The organism is Pseudomonas sp. TWP3-2 (assembly GCF_049897765.1).
Lineage (GTDB): Bacteria > Pseudomonadota > Gammaproteobacteria > Pseudomonadales > Pseudomonadaceae > Aquipseudomonas.
On record NZ_JAFCWW010000002.1, the window covers coordinates 314,325 to 329,398 of the forward strand.

Here is a 15,074-nt window from a genome sequence, read left to right on the forward strand (position 1 = left end):
GTCTGCAACGGTGAACTGCTTTGGCCAATACGCAGAAGTTTTTCGCAGGCTTGCAACCGAGTGCTTTCGATACTGTCAACATGCCCTAGCGGCGGTAGCAGCAGAGGTCTAGTATGAGCCGCACTCACTTCAGCCAGGAGGTAAACCATGTCGGCCACCAAGAAGCCTGTAAATACTCCGTTGCACTTACTCCAACAACTCTCGGGCAGCCTGCTCGAGCATTTGGAAAACGCTTGCTCGCAAGCTTTGGCTGATGCTGAGAAGTTGCTCGCCAAACTTGAGAAGCAACGCGGCAAGGCGCAAGAAAAACTGCACAAGTCCCGTACCAAATTGCAGGACGCAGCTGCGGCCGGTAAAGCCAAGGCGCAGACCAAAGCCAAAGGCGCAGTGAAAGAACTCGAAGAGCTGCTGGATGCGCTGAAGGATCGTCAATCCGATACCCGCAGCTACATTCTGCAACTCAAACGCGATGCTCAGGAAAGCCTGAAACTGGCTCAGGGCGTTGGTCGTGTACAAGAGGCTGTGGGCAAGGCGTTGACCCTGCGTGCAGCCAAACCGGCAGCGGCACCTGCGAAGAAAGCTGCAGCCAAACCTGCCGCTGCCAAAGCACCCGCCAAAGCGGCGGCCAAGCCTGCTGCCAAAGCGCCGGTGAAAGTTGCTGCGAAACCTGCGGCGAAGAAACCTGCTGCGGCCAGCACCGCTAAACCGGCCGCTCGAACTGCCGCTGCCAAACCTGCCGCGAGCAAAGCTGCCGCCGCAAAACCGGCAGCAAAAACCACTGCTGCAAAAGCAGCGCCGGCGAAAACTGCCGCTAAGCCAGTTGCCAAAATCGCAGTTAAACCGGCAGCAAAACCTGCCGCGAAAACCGCCGCTGCAAAACCGGCAGCCAAGACTGCTGCCAAGCCAGCTGCAAAAGCAGCAGCTAAACCAGCGGCCAAACCTGCTGTGAAAGCTGCGGCCAAACCCGCTGCTAAACCAGCCGCTGCGGCCAAACCTGCTACCACCGCAGCCAAGCCGGTAGCCGCAAAACCGGCTGCCAAACCAGCCGCTAAAAAACCTGTCGCTGCCAAACCAGCAGCTACCAAACCGGCAACCCCGCCAGCGGCAAAACCTGCGACCCCGGCATCCCCGGCTCCGTCCGCAGCAGCTGCAACGCCAGCCACCACCTCGACTTCCGCGCCAGCCGCCGCGTCGAGCCCTGCCAGCAACTCGACCAGCGCTTCCTAAGCGCCAGTCGCCGCGGCGCGCAGCACTTGCAGCGCGTCGTGGTTCAGGTGGGTCGCGCTACCCGCCAGTGCCTCCAGCCACCCCCTCATGCCCGCCACATTTTGCGCCCAGCCCTGAGCCACACCTTCAAGTCGTGACAACAGCGCACGCTCGGCCTCCAGCTCCAATCCCTTGATCTGATCACGCATACCTTTGAGCACCGCATCAGTCTCGGCGAGGGTTTTCCAGTGCATGCGCAATTCGCGCAACGGCTGCACCACTTCGGTATCCCACGGTACGGTCAGCTCTTGAAGCTGGCGCACGCGTTGTTCATCGCAATTCACGCCGCGATGTTCCAACCACGCGCCGCACAGCAGCAGGCACACATTGGCACCCGCCGTCTGCAAGCGCAGGCAAGCGTCTTCCACGCCCGGACGGGCGTAGGTGGCAAGGGCAAAGCTCCACAGGTCAGAGGACATCGTGCTTCTCGCGCCAGTTGTGAGCGAAGCTGGTAGACTCCGCCGCCATTATGATCCGACTTCAGAACCTGACTTTACAGCGTGGCCCGCAACGTCTGCTAGAAGACGCCGAGCTGACCCTGCACGCCGGCCACAAAGCTGGCCTCATCGGTGCCAACGGCGCCGGCAAATCGAGCCTGTTCGCCTTGATTCGGGGTGAACTGCACCCAGACTCGGGTGATTGCTTCTTGCCGGCTGACTGGCGCATCGCCCACATGCGCCAGGAAATCGAGACGCTCGAGCGCCTTGCCGTCGACTATGTGCTCGATGGTGACCTGCGCCTGCGCGAGGTGCAACGTGACCTCGCTGCCGCCGAAGAGGCACACGACGGCACCGCTCTGGCGCGTCTGCATGTTGAACTCGACAGCGCTGACGGCTACACCGCCGATGCGCGTGCGCGCAAACTGCTCGCCGGTCTGGGATTCACCAACGAACAGATGGATCGTCAGGTAGGAGATTTCTCCGGTGGCTGGCGGATGCGTCTGAATCTGGCGCAGGCATTGATGTGCCCGTCCGATCTGTTGTTGCTCGATGAGCCGACCAACCACTTGGACCTCGACGCCATCATCTGGCTCGAAGACTGGCTGAAAAGTTACCCCGGCACCTTGCTGCTGATTTCCCACGACCGTGATTTCCTCGACGAAGTCGTCGATCACGTCGCGCATGTCGATCAGCGCAAGATCACTTTGTATCGTGGCGGCTACACCGCGTTCGAACGCGCCCGTGCCGAACGTCTGGCCCAGCAGCAACAGGCCTACGAGAAGCAGCAGGTGCAGCGCGCGCACATGGAAAGCTACATCGCCCGTTTCAAGGCGCAAGCGACCAAGGCCCGTCAGGCGCAGAGCCGGATCAAGGCCCTTGAGCGCATGGAAGAGCTGTCGGCGGCCCACGTCGATTCGCCGTTCGACTTCGTGTTCCGCGAATCGACCAAGATCTCCAGCACGCTAATCGATCTGTCCGATGCGAATCTGGGTTATGGCGACCGCACCGTGCTGGAGAAGGTCAAGCTGCAACTGACCCCCGGCGCGCGCATTGGTCTGCTCGGCCCGAACGGCGCGGGTAAGTCGACCCTGATCAAGAACCTCGCTGGCGAGCTGGAGCCCCTGTCCGGGCGCCTGACCCGTGGCGAGAACACCGTGGTTGGCTATTTCGCCCAGCATCAGCTCGACTCGCTGGACGCCAAGGCCAGCCCGCTGCTGCACTTGCAGCGTCTGGCGCCGACCGAGCGTGAGCAAGCGTTGCGCGACTTCCTCGGCGGTTTCGACTTCCGTGGCGCGCGGCTCGACGAGCCGGTGTTGAATTTCTCCGGTGGCGAAAAAGCCCGTTTGGCTTTGGCGTTGATCGCCTGGGAAAAGCCCAACTTGCTGCTGCTCGACGAACCGACCAACCACCTCGACCTGGAAATGCGCCTGGCGCTGACCATGGCGTTGCAGGAATTCAGCGGCGCGGTTCTGGTGGTTTCCCACGATCGGCACTTGCTCAAGAGCACTACCGACAACTTCTATCTGGTCGCGGACGGCAAGGTCGAAGAGTTCGATGGTGATCTCGAAGACTACGCGCGGTGGCTGGTGGAATACCGCCAACGCAACGCCCCGGTCAGTAATAACCCGGTGAACCCGGACAAGACTGACAAGAAAGCCCAGCGTCAGGCTGCCGCCGCGTTGCGTCAGCAACTGGCGCCGCACAAGCGCGAGGCCGACAAGCTCGAGGCTGAGCTGGGCAAGCTGCACGAGAAACTGGCGAAGATCGATGCCAGCCTCGGCGACAGCGACATCTATGAGCCGGCGCGCAAGAACGAATTGCGCGACCTGCTGGCCGAACAGGCCAAGTTGAAAGTTCGCGAAGCCGAGCTTGAAGAGTCTTGGATGGAAGCACTGGAAACCCTGGAAAGCATGCAGGCGGAGCTGGAGGCGCTGTCCTGATGGATGCGTTCAAGCTGCCGCTGCCGGCGATGTGGGCCGAGCCAATCTGGCTCGGCGTGCAAATCCTGCTGATCCTGCTGGCCGGCTACGTGGCGCAACGCTGTGTTGCCAGAGGCCTGACGCGTTTGGGCGAACGTTATCCGTTTCCGCCGCAGTTGTTGATGCCGCTGCGTGGCGGGCTGCGCTGGCTGATCATGGGCAGTGCGCTGATCTTTGTGCTGGAACGGCTCGGGGTCTCGGCCACGGTGTTGTGGACGGCGCTGTCGGGTTTCGTTGCGGTCGCAGCGGTGGCGTTCTTCGCCATGTGGAGCGTGCTGTCGAACCTGCTGTGCGCGATTCTGATCTTCACCGTCGGGCCGTTTCGCCTTGGCGATGTGGTCGAACTGGTGGACACCACTGACAAGCCGGGCGTCAAAGGCCGGGTGGTGGCGATCAATCTGCTCTACACCACGTTGATCGAAGCGGAAGAACTCGGCACTGGCAGCGCGATGGTGCAGGTGCCCAACAGTTTGTTCTTCCAGCGCTCGGTACGGCGCTGGCGCAGCAACGAAGTTTTCCCTTCCAGCGGTTTCGAAAAGTGACGGAGGCCAGCCACCATGGGTCGGCGTCCGCAACATTCTGCAAGAAATCGATAGTCACCGGCCCAAAGCCGCATTAGCTTAGACGTCTGTAACGAGTCTGAGTCGAGGTGTGCAATGGAGCTTCAAACATGGCTGGCGTTCTTTGCCGCCTGCTGGGTCATCAGTCTGTCTCCGGGTGCTGGCGCGATCGCGTCGATGTCCAGCGGTCTGCAATACGGTTTCTGGCGCGGCTACTGGAATGCCCTCGGCCTGCAAGTCGGTCTGGCCGTGCAGATTGCGATTGTCGGTGCTGGTGTCGGCGCGATCCTGACCGCCTCGGCCACCGCTTTCCATGCGATCAAATGGTTTGGTGTCGCCTACCTGGTTTATCTGGCGATCAAGCAATGGCGCGCACTGCCAATGGACATGAGTGACGACGCTGCCGTGCGCCCGATCGGTAAGCCGCTGGCGCTGGTGTTCCGTGGTTTTCTGGTGAACATCAGCAACCCCAAGGCCCTGGTGTTCATGCTTGCGGTACTGCCGCAGTTCATCAATCCGCATGCGCCATTGTTGATCCAGTATCTGGTGATCGGCGCGACCATGGTCGCGGTCGACTTGATCGTGATGGCCGGCTACACCGGGCTGGCGTCGAAAGTGCTGCGTCTGTTGCGCACACCGAAGCAGCAGCAGCGCATGAACCGCACTTTTGCCGGGCTGTTCATCGGTGCGGCGGCGTTCATGGCGACATTGCGCAAAGCGGCGGCGTAAATCTCCCAGCTACAAAAAAGGCGACCTCACGAGGTCGCCTTTTTCATTGCCGAGACATCGGAGTGACAATCAACTGTGGCGAGGGAGCTTGCTCCCGCTGGGCTGCGAAGCAGACCCAAAAGCTTATGAGCGCTGCGCACTCAAGCGGGAGCAAGCTCCCTCGCCACAGAAAAATCGTAAACCAGCACTCAGCGCAAAATCACCGGCGCAGTATCACGCGGCAAGTTGTTGCGTTGCTGCGGTTCACGCGGCTGTTCGTAACCGCCACCGCCGAGCTGTTGGCTCAGTTGGCCGGCTACGTCTTCGCCCAGCGCTTTCGACACGTCACGCACCACCCGTGGGCGGTTCAGCGAGATCTTGATGTCGCGGTGGTTCACCAGTTTGGTGTCCTGACCTTCGCCCATCGCCGTGAAGGCCGAGGTGATTTCGAAAGTCTTGGTGTTGATCAGACTGAAATCCGCCACCAGCGTCAGGCCCAGTACCGCCGAATAGCTGTCGGTATTCGCCAGCTCGTTCACGTCCTGGGTGAAGTCGATGTCCGACACCGTACCGAACAACACGTAGTCGGCACCTTTGAAGTTGCCGGCCTTGATCCGCTTGATCACGTCATAGACGTCACCCTTGGACGCAGCTGTGTACGGCGTGCCCTGCACCAACTGGAACATGCCGGTACGCAGGATTTCACCTTTGATGTCGCCGGTGAATTTGCGCAGTTCGGTCTGTTCGATGTAGCTGGTGGTGGCTTCGATCTCGTTATAGCTCGAAGAACCACTGGCGCTGTAGTAGCCCTCGCGGTAATTGCTCTTGGCCGAAACGATGTGGATGTATTGCTCCACACGTTCCTGATACGCGAGATCCGTGACGGCGACCTTCGGAGCCGCTTGCGCGCCAAACGCACAAGCCAGGGCCATGATGCCAATCCATGTGCGCATCAATTAACGCTCCGTGGTTTTGCGGATCTCTTTTTCGTCCATCCACTCGGCCAGACCGCTTTCAACGTCGATCAATTGCAGGCTGAATTTGTAGAAGACGTCTTTGTAGTCGCTGCTGCGTTTGACGATTGAGCTGATCGAGCCTTCGATGCGGTATTTGGCGGCAACCATGTTGCCGGTCTTGGCCACGGTGCTCTTCTTGTACAGACCGCTCTGGTTTTGCAGCTTGAGCTGATCAACCTGGCTCTGCATCGCGGTGTTGTCGCTGGCGAAGCGCGCAACACCGGTCTTCATCAGCTGAGTCTTGATGCTGGTGGTGATTTCGCGGGTATCGATGTACTCGCTGGTCTTGTTCTTCACGTCGTAGACCTGAACCACCGGACGGCCCTGCAGAATGCCGGACTGGGCCAGGGAGCGGGTCATCGATTCGGCGATCATTTGCAGATCGGTCGAACCGAATTCGTTGGTCACGGTTTCAACCGCTTTGGTGTCGCCGTAGCTGATGTTCTTGCTGCCCAGGGTCGGCGAAGTGTTGGCGCAACCACTGGCAAGCAGGGCGAGGACGGCGATGCAGGAAAAGCGTGCAAACATGGGAATGCTCTCTAAAACAGAAAATAGGGTGGTCGGGCTTAAGGCGTCTTGAGTTCCAGACGGAAATCCACGGCTTTGGCGGTCGGTGCGATGGCCTGAATGAAGCTGGTCTGGGCGCCGTACATCATTTGGCTCTTCCAGACTTCTTCTTCGGCAATCGGGAAGCCTTCAGGGCCGAGCCAGGCGAAGCGGTAGTAGAACGTCTTGTTGCTGTTGAGGGTGTTGCTCAACTGCACGTTGACGGTCATGAAGCCGTTTTCGCGAGCCACGCGCATGGCGCCGACCACGATGTGTTTCTGCGGACCCATGGCCACGACTTTGCTCGCGGCGCTGCCCGGCTCAGGTGGTGGCGGGGTGGCACAGCCGCTCGCCAACAGGGCGAGGGCGGCGACGGCGATGAATTTGAAGCGCATGCAAAGACTCCGTTCTTAAGGTTGTTTGAGACTGGCGACGGCGGTCGGGCTGGCGCTCGGGATCACGTGGGCGGCGAGGCCGCCGGCGTACACCTGATTGCCTACGGCGCGCAGCGTGATTACCTGGAAACGCTGATCAATGGTGACCTTGACCACCGAGCCGCCGACGGCGCTCGGCAGGGTGACCTGGTGCTCACCCTTTTTCAGGCGCAGACGCACCACTTGGGTGTTGTCTGGCAGGGTGCGCCACGTACGGGTATCGGCACCTTCGAGCACAGCTGAAGAGATACCGACTGCCAGACCCGCCAGCGGATTGGTTTCGTTGATCTTCTTCTGCGCCACACCTTTGGTGATTGCGCGCACCGTGGTGCGCAGGATGATCCCCGGCATGTCATCACGCAGCGCGCGACGGGACATGGCGGTGGTGCTGTTCAGTGCCGTCAGATTGAGCTGCTGACCATCTACACCGATCTGTGCGAACAGCGCGGTGGAGGTGTCCGGCTTGATGATCGGGAACGACAGCGGGGTGATCACCACACTGTTGGAAATCGGCAGCGGCAGCGGCACGCGGATCGAATCGCGCGCCGGCGCCAGGCCGCTTTGCACCACGATCAGGATGTCGCTGTCGTCGCTCTTGGTCGGCTTGTCGAGGTTGACCAGCGCTTGCTCCAGCAGCGGCGTGTTCGGACGCAGCTCGGCAGCCTTGCGGTAGCCCGGTGCAGCCAGATCCTTTTCACCCAGCGCTTCGTAGACGAAACCGGCCAGGTAATGGCTGAACGCACTCTGGTAGCTGTTTTTCAGGCCAACCACTTCCGGCGCATCGAGGCTGGCGACCGGGTAGCCTTGCAGATCTTTGTACTGGGTCTTGATGCCTTCTTTCTCGGCTTCTTCTTCGCTCTTCAGGTATTCCTTGTCGCGCAGATCGGCGATCACCGCTTCACGCTCGTGAGTGCGTTTGATCGCAGTACGCGCGCCGTCGAAATCGTTCACCGCCAGCAGGTTGAGGGCCATCTGCGTGGTCAGCATGACTTTTTCGTAGTCGTAGCCTTCGTAGCGGCGCACCTTGTCGTTGACCAGGAAACTGCCGAACTGCGCGAGGTACTTGCCGGTGTCGAGCTTGACCGAATCTTCCCACTGACCGACCACCTGATCGGCGCTGGTCCAGGCGTTCTGGCTGCCGGACAGATCGCCCTTGGCACGCAGCAGTTCACCTTTCTCGAAGTAATAGAGCAGGTCTTTGTCGGTACCGGTGTTGTTCTTTTCCAGCAGGGTCAGCGCGGCGTCGACGTTGCCGGTGGCCAGTTGCTGGTTGGTCTGGGCGAGTTCTGAGTCGTAATTGCGAAACGCCGAACAGCCGGACAGCAGGGTGACAGCGCTGAGCGCGATCAGAGTGGGAGCGCGGAATGCCATAGGGGGTACTTCTTCCCTGAATTACTGCAGCCGCGTGTGCGGGTCGGGCTGCTGGGACCGTTCGACAGAGGCGCTGGCCTCCTGCCAATTCCTCATAACCAGAGGAGCTTTAATGCCGTTTCGCGATAGCGAGGGCGCGGCATTATAAGCAAGCAATGCTGGCTATGTAATAGCTTTTTAATTGCGCGTCGGGTGGAAGGGGCCATCATCCATCCCGATGCGCCCTAGTGGGCGAGCGACGGATTCTAAGCGTGCGAAATGCCAAATGCTGTCAGGCAAACCTGCGAGCAGGAACGGAAACGCAGACAACGCTTGAGGGAATCTTCGTCGAAGTGAACAATATGTAACTTCGCATTTCCATTTGAGACTCATTCATGACTGCCTCGTCCCGATTCCTGGCCTGGCTGGTGTTCCCGCTGTGCGCCCTGAGCAGCTTCAATCTGCTGGCCGACACCGTGGAAGGCGCGCCGCAAGCGCTGCACCTGCTCGATTACATCAGCGCCGACTATCCGCCGACCGTGCAGGGCGGCAAAGTCATTGATGAATCCGAATACCGCGAGCAGCTGGAATTCACCCAGGCGCTGCAAGGGCTGATCTCCGGCATGCCGGTCAAACCCGAGAAAGCCGCGCTGGAGCAGGGCGTCAAAACCTTGCACGCGGCAATCACTGCCAGGCAGGACGGCTCTGACGTTGCCCGTCAGGCGCGGCAACTGGGGGCGAAACTGGCGGTGGCGTATGAAGTCAGCCAGGCCCCGATCATCACCCCCGATCCAACGCGCGGCGCGCCGCTGTATGCGCAGAATTGCTCAGTCTGTCATGGCGACGCTGGCGCCGGTGATGGCCCGGCCGGTGTAGGCCTTACGCCGCCGCCAGCCAATCTGCGCGATGCCGCACGCATGGACCACCTGAGTCTGTACGCGATCTACAGCACCCTCGGCCAAGGCGTCGAAGGCACCGACATGCCGGCGTTCGCCGATCAGCTCGATGATCGTCAGCGCTGGGATCTGGCGACTTACATCGCACAGTTCAGCGCCGATCCGGCCACCGCCAAATCCGCCAAGAACTACAACATCGCCGACCTCGCGCGTCAGACGCCAGCCGAAGTGCAGGCCGCTGAAGGTTCTGAGTCTGCCGCAACGTTCCGCGCACAACGTGCGCAGCCGCCGCAGGTTAAACGTGGCCCGGCGCAGTTGCTCGACTACACCGCCGCGACACTGGACAAGAGCCTCGCGGCGTACCGTGCCGGTGAGCACGATCAGGCCTATGACCTGTCGGTAGCGGCGTATCTGGAAGGCTTCGAACTGGTCGAAAGTTCGCTGGATAATGTCGACGCCAACGTGCGCAAGGACACCGAAAAGTCGTTGATGGCCTATCGGCAATCTTTGCAGGACGGCTTGCCAGTGGCGCAGGCCGAGCAGCGTCTGGACGCGGCCAAAGCCAAACTCAAGGAGTCCGCAGGTCTTTTGGGCAGCGATGGTCTGAGCTGGTCGTTGAGCTACATCTCGGGATTGCTGATTCTGCTGCGCGAAGGCCTGGAAGCGATTCTGGTGCTGGCGGCGATTCTCGCGTTCCTGCGCAACACCGGTCAGCAATCAGCGGTGCGCAGCGTCAACGTTGGTTGGGGGCTGGCGCTGTTGGCCGGTCTCGGCACCTGGGCATTGGCGGCGTATGTGATCGATGTCAGCGGTTCGCAGCGCGAATTGCTTGAGGGCGCTACGGCGCTGTTCGCCAGTGTCATGGTGCTGTGGCTCGGCGTGTGGATGCACGATCGCCGGCACGCAGCGGCCTGGCAGGATTACATCAAGAAAAGTCTGGTTGGCGGCAGTGGTCGTTTCGGTTTCGCGATCCTCGCGTTCTTCTCGGTGTATCGCGAGCTGTTCGAAGTGATCCTGTTCTACGAAACCCTATGGTTGCAGGCCGGTCCGGCCGGGCACAACGCCGTATTGGCGGGTGGCGCGACTGCGCTGGTGCTGTTAGTGGGTCTGGCGTGGGTGATTCTGCGCGGCTCGGCGAAACTGCCATTGACGCTGTTCTTCAGCATCAACGCGGCGCTGTTGTGTGCGCTGTCGGTGGTGTTTGCCGGGCATGGCGTCAAGGCGTTGCAGGAAGCCGGGATCTTCGGCACGCGGCCGGTGGCGTTCTTTGATTTCGACTGGCTGGGGATTCATGCCGATGCGTATTCGTTGGCGGCGCAGGCGCTGGCGATCCTGGCGATCATCGTGTTGTATGGCCGTAGCTGGGTGGCTGAAAGGCGCCGTATGGAGGCTTGATCATGCGTGTATGGATCGATGCCGATGCCTGTCCGAAGATGGCCAAGGAGCTGGTGGTCAAATTCGCGCTCAAGCGTCGCTTTGAGGTGGTGCTGGTGGCCGGGCAGCCGCAGACCAAGCCGGCGCTGGCCATCGTCAGACTTATCGTGGTGCCGAGCGGCCCGGATGCGGCGGACGATTATCTGGTGGAGCACGCGGTACCCGGTGAACTGGTGATTTGCAGCGATATCCCGCTGGCCGATCGCTTGGTGAAGAAGGGTGTCGCAGCGCTGGATCCGCGCGGCAAGGAGTTCGATGAGCAGAACATGGGCGACCGATTGGCGGTGCGTAATCTGTTCACCGATCTGCGTGAACAGGGCCAGGTCAGCGGCGGCCCGGCACCGTTTGGCGACCGCGAGAAGCAAGCGTTCGCCAATGCGCTGGACCGGATCCTGACCCGACTTACCCGCAACGCCTGATTCAACTCGGTCTCTGTGGCGAGGGAGCTTGCTCCCGCTTGGCTGCGCAGCAGCCCCAAAACCATTCGACCTTATCGTGTCAGGTAGATCCGGATTGCAGGGTTTACGACGGCTGCGCCGCCGAGCGGGAGCAAGCTCCCTCGCCACAAGAGCTTTGCAGCAATCAGGCATCGTTCTCGTGGGTCAGTTCGAGTACGCGGTCTACCAGTTTATTGATCCCCGAAGCCGCCTCACTGATGGTCTGCGCCAGCATATACGCCGGGGTCGTCACCAGTTTGCGTGCCTTGTCTTCAATGATCTCGGTGACTGCGCAGTCTTCGTGGGTCGCGCCCATCTTGTTCATGGCCGCTGCCGTGTCGGCGTCGTTGCCGATAGTGCAGATCACGCCCGGGCCGTAGATCTTGGCGGCCAGCGCCGGCGAGATGCAGATCAATCCCACCGGTTTACCGGCTTCGGCAAATGCCTCGGCCAGCGCCAGCACGTCCGGTTGGACGCTGCAGCCAGCACCCTCGACGGCGAAGTTCGACAGGTTCTTCGCCGCACCGAAACCGCCGGGCACGATCAGCGCGTCGAAGTCTTCGGCATTGGCTTCGCGAATGTCCTTCACATTGCCCCGGGCAATGCGCGCCGATTCCACCAACACGTTGCGCGACTCGGGCATTTGTTCACCGGTCAGGTGGTTGATCACATGCAATTGCGCAATGTTCGGCGCGAAGCACTGCACCTGGGCGCCGCGCTGGTCGAGGCGCAGCAGGGTGATGACGCTCTCGTGGATCTCGGCGCCGTCGTACACGCCGCTGCCGGACAGGATCACTGCAACTTTTTTGCTCATGGGTTTCTCTCCTGATTCATGGCGTCAAATGTCCACTAAATTGTCGCTGGTTGCCATAGGGTTAATCCGCGGTTACGCCTAGGATCTGTTCATAGAATCCGATCAGGACGCGTCATGGACTTCATTCTGTATGCGGTGCCGTTTTTCTTTGTATTGATCGTGGTGGAACTGATCGCCGACCGTTGGCGCGGGGTCAGCAACTATCGCCTGGCGGATGCGGTGAACAGCATCAGCACCGGCGTGTTATCGACCACCACCGGGCTGCTGACCAAGGGCGTCGGGCTGCTGAGCTATGCCTTTGCGCTGGAGCATCTGGCGCTGGTCAAACTGTCGGCGGACAGTGTCTGGGTGTGGATTCTCGCCTTCGTCTTCTATGACTTCTGCTACTACTGGCTGCACCGCATGGGCCATGAACGCAACATTCTCTGGGCCGCACATTCGGTGCATCACCAGAGCGAGGACTACAACCTCTCCACCGCATTGCGCCAGACCAGCACCGGGTTTCTCCTGAGCTGGATTTTCTACCTGCCGATGGCGGTGTTCGGCGTGCCGTTGCTGGTGTTCGTCAGCGTCGCGGCGCTGAACTTGCTGTATCAATTCTGGGTGCATACCAAGCACATTCCCAAACTCGGCTGGTTCGAGTGGTTCTTCGTCACGCCGTCCAATCATCGGGCTCACCATGCACAGAACGCTCTCTACATGGATCGCAACTACGGCGGGGTGTTCATTATTTGGGACCGGCTGTTCGGCTCGTTTCAGGAAGAGGACGACAACGAACCGGTGATTTTCGGCGTGACCACACCGCTGGCGAGCTGGAATCCACTGTGGGCCAACCTGCAGTTCTACGCACAGTTGTGGGACGACGCGCGGCGCGCCGAGAGCAAGTGGGACAAGCTGCGGATCTGGTTCATGCGCACCGGTTGGCGTCCGGCGGATGTGAAGGCGAAGTATCCGCTGAGCAAACGGGATCTGCGCCAGTTCCGCAAATTCCATGTGGACATCGACAGCCGCCAGCAGTGGTACGTCGCGGCGCAGTTCTGCGTGTACATCGCGCTGGGCAGTTACTTGATGAATCTGGAGCGCAGCCTGTCGACCGGCGCGTTGCTGCTTGGCTGGGGGGCGGTGGCGTTGGGTTTGTTTGTGTTAGGCGTGGCGTTGGAAAATCGCCCGTGGGCGAGGAGGCTGGAGTTGCTGCGGCTGGCGTCGAACCTGGCGCTGGTGTGGCTCGCACCGCTGGTGGGGCTATGGCCGGCCAGCCCGTTGGCGTGGGTTGGCCTGCTCGGTTATAGCCTGCTCAGCGGCGTTGGGCTGTATTGCTGTCGCCAGAGATTTACTCGGCTGGCGACTTAGGCTCGACGGTTTTGGCCTGTGCAGCTTGTTCGGCCTTGAGAATCTGCTCGTCCTCGTAAACCTTCTTTGCCAGACGCGCGTTCTTGAACCGGCGGCGGACCCACAGGCCGACGCCGAGGATCAGCAGCGCTCCCAGCACCCACAATTCATATTTCTTGATGCTGCCGAGCATGCCTTCCAGCACTGCGCCGAAGTGGTAAGCAGCGGCGGCCAGCGCGGTGGCCCAGATTGCCGCGCCAATTCCGTTCAGCAACAGATAGCGGCCCGGCGGATAGCCCGACAGGCCGATTGCCACCGGCATCACTGTGCGCAAACCATAGACGAAGCGAAAGCTCAGAACCCAGATGTCCGGGTGCTTGCGGATGTGTTCAAGCGCGCGGTCACCCATCAATTGCCAGCGTGGTTTGCGCGCGAGCAATTTGCGCCCGTGCTTGCGCCCCAGGAAGTACCAAAGCTGATCGCCGGCATAGCTGCCGCAGAACGCCACGACCACCACAATATTGATGTCCATGTAACCACGGAACGCGAGGAAGCCCGCGAGCACCAGGATGGTTTCGCCTTCGAAGAACGTGCCGAGAAACAAGGCAAAGTAGCCGAAGTCATGCAGAAATTGTTGGAGCATTGTCTGGGTGCTGGCGAAATGAACGCGCAGCCTAACCCTTCAGACACATTCATGAAAGTGTCGAAATGTGTCTCGACGTGAACATTTCCTACACGGACAATGGAAAGCGACTACGTGTCGCGGGGGTGCACACAACTGTCATACGACCGTCATAATGGCCGTCTATAACTGTCACGCTCGCCCGCCAGCGCGGGCTCAGGAGTCCGCCGTGAGCTTTACCCCAGCCAATCGTCTGTTCCCAGCCACCCGCCTGCGGCGCAATCGTCGTGACGATTTTTCCCGTCGGCTGGTGCGCGAAAGTCTCCTGACAGTCGATGATCTGATCCTGCCGGTGTTCGTGCTCGACGGTGAAAACCGCCGCGAAGCCGTGGCCTCGATGCCCGGCGTAGAGCGCTTGACTATCGACCTGCTGCTTGAAGAAGCGGCGAAATGGGTCGAACTGGGGATTCCGGCGCTGGCGCTGTTCCCGGTGACTCCGCCGCAACTCAAATCCCTCGACGCCGCCCAAGCCTGGAACCCTGAAGGCATCGCCCAGCGCGCCACCCGCGCCCTGCGTGAACGCTTTCCTGAACTGGGCGTGATCACCGACGTCGCCCTTGATCCGTTCACCACTCACGGTCAGGACGGCATCCTCGACGAAGACGGCTACGTGCAGAACGACGTCACTGTCGACGCACTGGTCAGACAGGCTCTGTCGCATGCCGAGGCTGGCGCGCAAGTGGTCGCGCCGTCGGACATGATGGACGGGCGCATCCAGGCAATCCGCGAAGCGCTGGAGATCGCCGGTCACGTCAATGTGCGGATCATGGCCTACTCGGCCAAGTACGCCAGCGCCTATTACGGCCCGTTTCGTGACGCCGTAGGTTCGGCGGCGAACCTCGGCAAAGCCAACAAAGCCTCTTACCAGATGGACCCGGCCAACAGCGACGAAGCCCTGCACGAAGTCGCGGCGGACTTGTCTGAAGGCGCGGACATGGTCATGGTCAAACCGGGCATGCCGTACCTGGACATTCTTTTGCGGGTAAAAGATGCCTTCAAAGTGCCGACCTTCGTCTATCAGGTTAGCGGCGAATACGCCATGCACATGGCGGCGATCCAGAATGGCTGGTTGAGCGAAGGCGTGATCCTCGAATCCCTGACCGCCTTTAAACGTGCCGGCGCTGATGGCATCCTGACTTACTTTGCTGTCCGCGCCGCTCAATTGTTACGAGAGCAGAAATAG

15 protein-coding genes are annotated in these 15,074 nt (G+C 60.6%); 8 read left to right on the forward strand and 7 right to left on the reverse strand.

Annotated elements, in window-relative coordinates; translation table 11 throughout:
- The first annotated feature begins 147 nt into the window (after positions 1–147).
- Positions 148–1,227: an AlgP family protein gene (locus ACP7EE_RS04595; RefSeq protein ID WP_426233746.1), complete on the forward strand. Its 1,080-nt coding sequence runs from the start codon at positions 148–150 to the stop codon at positions 1,225–1,227.
- Here the strand turns inward: ACP7EE_RS04595 and ACP7EE_RS04600 are convergent.
- On the reverse strand, positions 1,224–1,685 hold the full coding sequence (locus ACP7EE_RS04600) for a TIGR02444 family protein (RefSeq protein WP_426206630.1): 462 nt from the start codon (positions 1,683–1,685) through the stop codon (positions 1,224–1,226). The two genes, ACP7EE_RS04595 and ACP7EE_RS04600, sit on opposite strands and share 4 nt — an antisense overlap.
- A 50-nt stretch (positions 1,686–1,735) precedes the next feature.
- On the opposite strand from ACP7EE_RS04600, the gene ACP7EE_RS04605 reads away from it, so the two are divergent.
- The 3 genes from ACP7EE_RS04605 to ACP7EE_RS04615 all read left to right on the forward strand — a co-directional run bounded on the left by ACP7EE_RS04605 (position 1,736) and on the right by ACP7EE_RS04615 (position 4,974).
- Positions 1,736–3,646, forward strand: coding sequence for an ATP-binding cassette domain-containing protein (locus ACP7EE_RS04605; protein ID WP_426206629.1), 1,911 nt, complete (start codon positions 1,736–1,738; stop codon positions 3,644–3,646).
- A complete protein-coding gene (locus tag ACP7EE_RS04610; RefSeq protein ID WP_426206628.1) occupies positions 3,646–4,227 on the forward strand; it encodes a mechanosensitive ion channel domain-containing protein in 582 nt (193 codons plus the stop codon). Before ACP7EE_RS04605 ends, ACP7EE_RS04610 begins: the two co-directional genes overlap by 1 nt.
- Before the next feature lie 114 nt (positions 4,228–4,341).
- A complete protein-coding gene (locus ACP7EE_RS04615; protein ID WP_426206627.1) occupies positions 4,342–4,974 on the forward strand; it encodes a LysE family transporter in 633 nt (210 codons plus the stop codon).
- A gap of 188 nt (positions 4,975–5,162) precedes the next feature.
- Here the strand turns inward: ACP7EE_RS04615 and ACP7EE_RS04620 are convergent, their stop codons facing one another.
- Genes ACP7EE_RS04620 through ACP7EE_RS04635 form a run of 4 tightly spaced genes read right to left on the reverse strand, consistent with a single transcriptional unit; the run spans position 5,163 to position 8,320 of the window.
- The gene (locus tag ACP7EE_RS04620) at positions 5,163–5,906 is read right to left on the reverse strand and encodes a penicillin-binding protein activator LpoB (protein WP_426206626.1); all 744 of its coding nucleotides are present in this window, start codon (positions 5,904–5,906) and stop codon (positions 5,163–5,165) included.
- A 3-nt stretch (positions 5,907–5,909) separates the two neighbouring features.
- A complete protein-coding gene (gene lpoB, locus ACP7EE_RS04625) occupies positions 5,910–6,497 on the reverse strand; it encodes a penicillin-binding protein activator LpoB (protein WP_420647475.1) in 588 nt (195 codons plus the stop codon).
- A gap of 38 nt (positions 6,498–6,535) precedes the next feature.
- Positions 6,536–6,910, reverse strand: a complete 375-nt coding sequence (locus tag ACP7EE_RS04630; protein WP_420647474.1) for a YcfL family protein — start codon at positions 6,908–6,910, stop codon at positions 6,536–6,538.
- 15 nt (positions 6,911–6,925) lie between these two features.
- On the reverse strand, positions 6,926–8,320 hold the full coding sequence (locus tag ACP7EE_RS04635) for a COG3014 family protein (protein WP_426233747.1): 1,395 nt from the start codon (positions 8,318–8,320) through the stop codon (positions 6,926–6,928).
- Between the two features lie 374 nt (positions 8,321–8,694).
- Here ACP7EE_RS04635 and ACP7EE_RS04640 point away from each other — a divergent pair, with 374 nt between their 5' ends.
- Positions 8,695–10,590 (forward strand): FTR1 family protein, encoded by a 1,896-nt coding sequence (locus tag ACP7EE_RS04640; RefSeq protein ID WP_426233748.1) that lies wholly within the window; start codon positions 8,695–8,697, stop codon positions 10,588–10,590.
- A 2-nt stretch (positions 10,591–10,592) separates the two neighbouring features.
- Positions 10,593–11,048, forward strand: coding sequence for a YaiI/YqxD family protein (locus ACP7EE_RS04645; protein ID WP_426233749.1), 456 nt, complete (start codon positions 10,593–10,595; stop codon positions 11,046–11,048).
- 163 nt (positions 11,049–11,211) lie between these two features.
- On the opposite strand, the gene elbB is transcribed toward ACP7EE_RS04645, so the two are convergent.
- On the reverse strand, positions 11,212–11,880 hold the full coding sequence (elbB, locus tag ACP7EE_RS04650; protein ID WP_426233750.1) for an isoprenoid biosynthesis glyoxalase ElbB: 669 nt from the start codon (positions 11,878–11,880) through the stop codon (positions 11,212–11,214).
- Between the two features lie 114 nt (positions 11,881–11,994).
- On the opposite strand from elbB, the gene ACP7EE_RS04655 reads away from it, so the two are divergent.
- Positions 11,995–13,230: a sterol desaturase family protein gene (locus tag ACP7EE_RS04655; RefSeq protein ID WP_426206622.1), complete on the forward strand. Its 1,236-nt coding sequence runs from the start codon at positions 11,995–11,997 to the stop codon at positions 13,228–13,230.
- On the opposite strand, the gene ACP7EE_RS04660 is transcribed toward ACP7EE_RS04655, so the two are convergent.
- Positions 13,211–13,852: a DedA family protein gene (locus ACP7EE_RS04660; RefSeq protein WP_426233751.1), complete on the reverse strand. Its 642-nt coding sequence runs from the start codon at positions 13,850–13,852 to the stop codon at positions 13,211–13,213. The two genes, ACP7EE_RS04655 and ACP7EE_RS04660, sit on opposite strands and share 20 nt — an antisense overlap.
- Before the next feature lie 208 nt (positions 13,853–14,060).
- Here ACP7EE_RS04660 and hemB point away from each other — a divergent pair, with 208 nt between their 5' ends.
- Positions 14,061–15,074, forward strand: coding sequence for a porphobilinogen synthase (hemB, locus tag ACP7EE_RS04665; protein ID WP_426233752.1), 1,014 nt, complete (start codon positions 14,061–14,063; stop codon positions 15,072–15,074).

Bases quoted from the DNA above. Each gene is read 5' to 3' on its own strand.
- ACP7EE_RS04595 (WP_426233746.1), top strand. From the start codon at position 148: ATGTCGGCCACCAAGAAGCCTGTAAATACTCCGTTGCACTTACTCCAA.
- ACP7EE_RS04600 (WP_426206630.1), bottom strand. From the start codon at position 1,685: ATGTCCTCTGACCTGTGGAGCTTTGCCCTTGCCACCTACGCCCGTCCG.
- ACP7EE_RS04605 (WP_426206629.1), top strand. From the start codon at position 1,736: ATGATCCGACTTCAGAACCTGACTTTACAGCGTGGCCCGCAACGTCTG.
- ACP7EE_RS04610 (WP_426206628.1), top strand. From the start codon at position 3,646: ATGGATGCGTTCAAGCTGCCGCTGCCGGCGATGTGGGCCGAGCCAATC.
- ACP7EE_RS04615 (WP_426206627.1), top strand. From the start codon at position 4,342: ATGGAGCTTCAAACATGGCTGGCGTTCTTTGCCGCCTGCTGGGTCATC.
- ACP7EE_RS04620 (WP_426206626.1), bottom strand. From the start codon at position 5,906: ATGCGCACATGGATTGGCATCATGGCCCTGGCTTGTGCGTTTGGCGCG.
- lpoB (WP_420647475.1), bottom strand. From the start codon at position 6,497: ATGTTTGCACGCTTTTCCTGCATCGCCGTCCTCGCCCTGCTTGCCAGT.
- ACP7EE_RS04630 (WP_420647474.1), bottom strand. From the start codon at position 6,910: ATGCGCTTCAAATTCATCGCCGTCGCCGCCCTCGCCCTGTTGGCGAGC.
- ACP7EE_RS04635 (WP_426233747.1), bottom strand. From the start codon at position 8,320: ATGGCATTCCGCGCTCCCACTCTGATCGCGCTCAGCGCTGTCACCCTG.
- ACP7EE_RS04640 (WP_426233748.1), top strand. From the start codon at position 8,695: ATGACTGCCTCGTCCCGATTCCTGGCCTGGCTGGTGTTCCCGCTGTGC.
- ACP7EE_RS04645 (WP_426233749.1), top strand. From the start codon at position 10,593: ATGCGTGTATGGATCGATGCCGATGCCTGTCCGAAGATGGCCAAGGAG.
- elbB (WP_426233750.1), bottom strand. From the start codon at position 11,880: ATGAGCAAAAAAGTTGCAGTGATCCTGTCCGGCAGCGGCGTGTACGAC.
- ACP7EE_RS04655 (WP_426206622.1), top strand. From the start codon at position 11,995: ATGGACTTCATTCTGTATGCGGTGCCGTTTTTCTTTGTATTGATCGTG.
- ACP7EE_RS04660 (WP_426233751.1), bottom strand. From the start codon at position 13,852: ATGCTCCAACAATTTCTGCATGACTTCGGCTACTTTGCCTTGTTTCTC.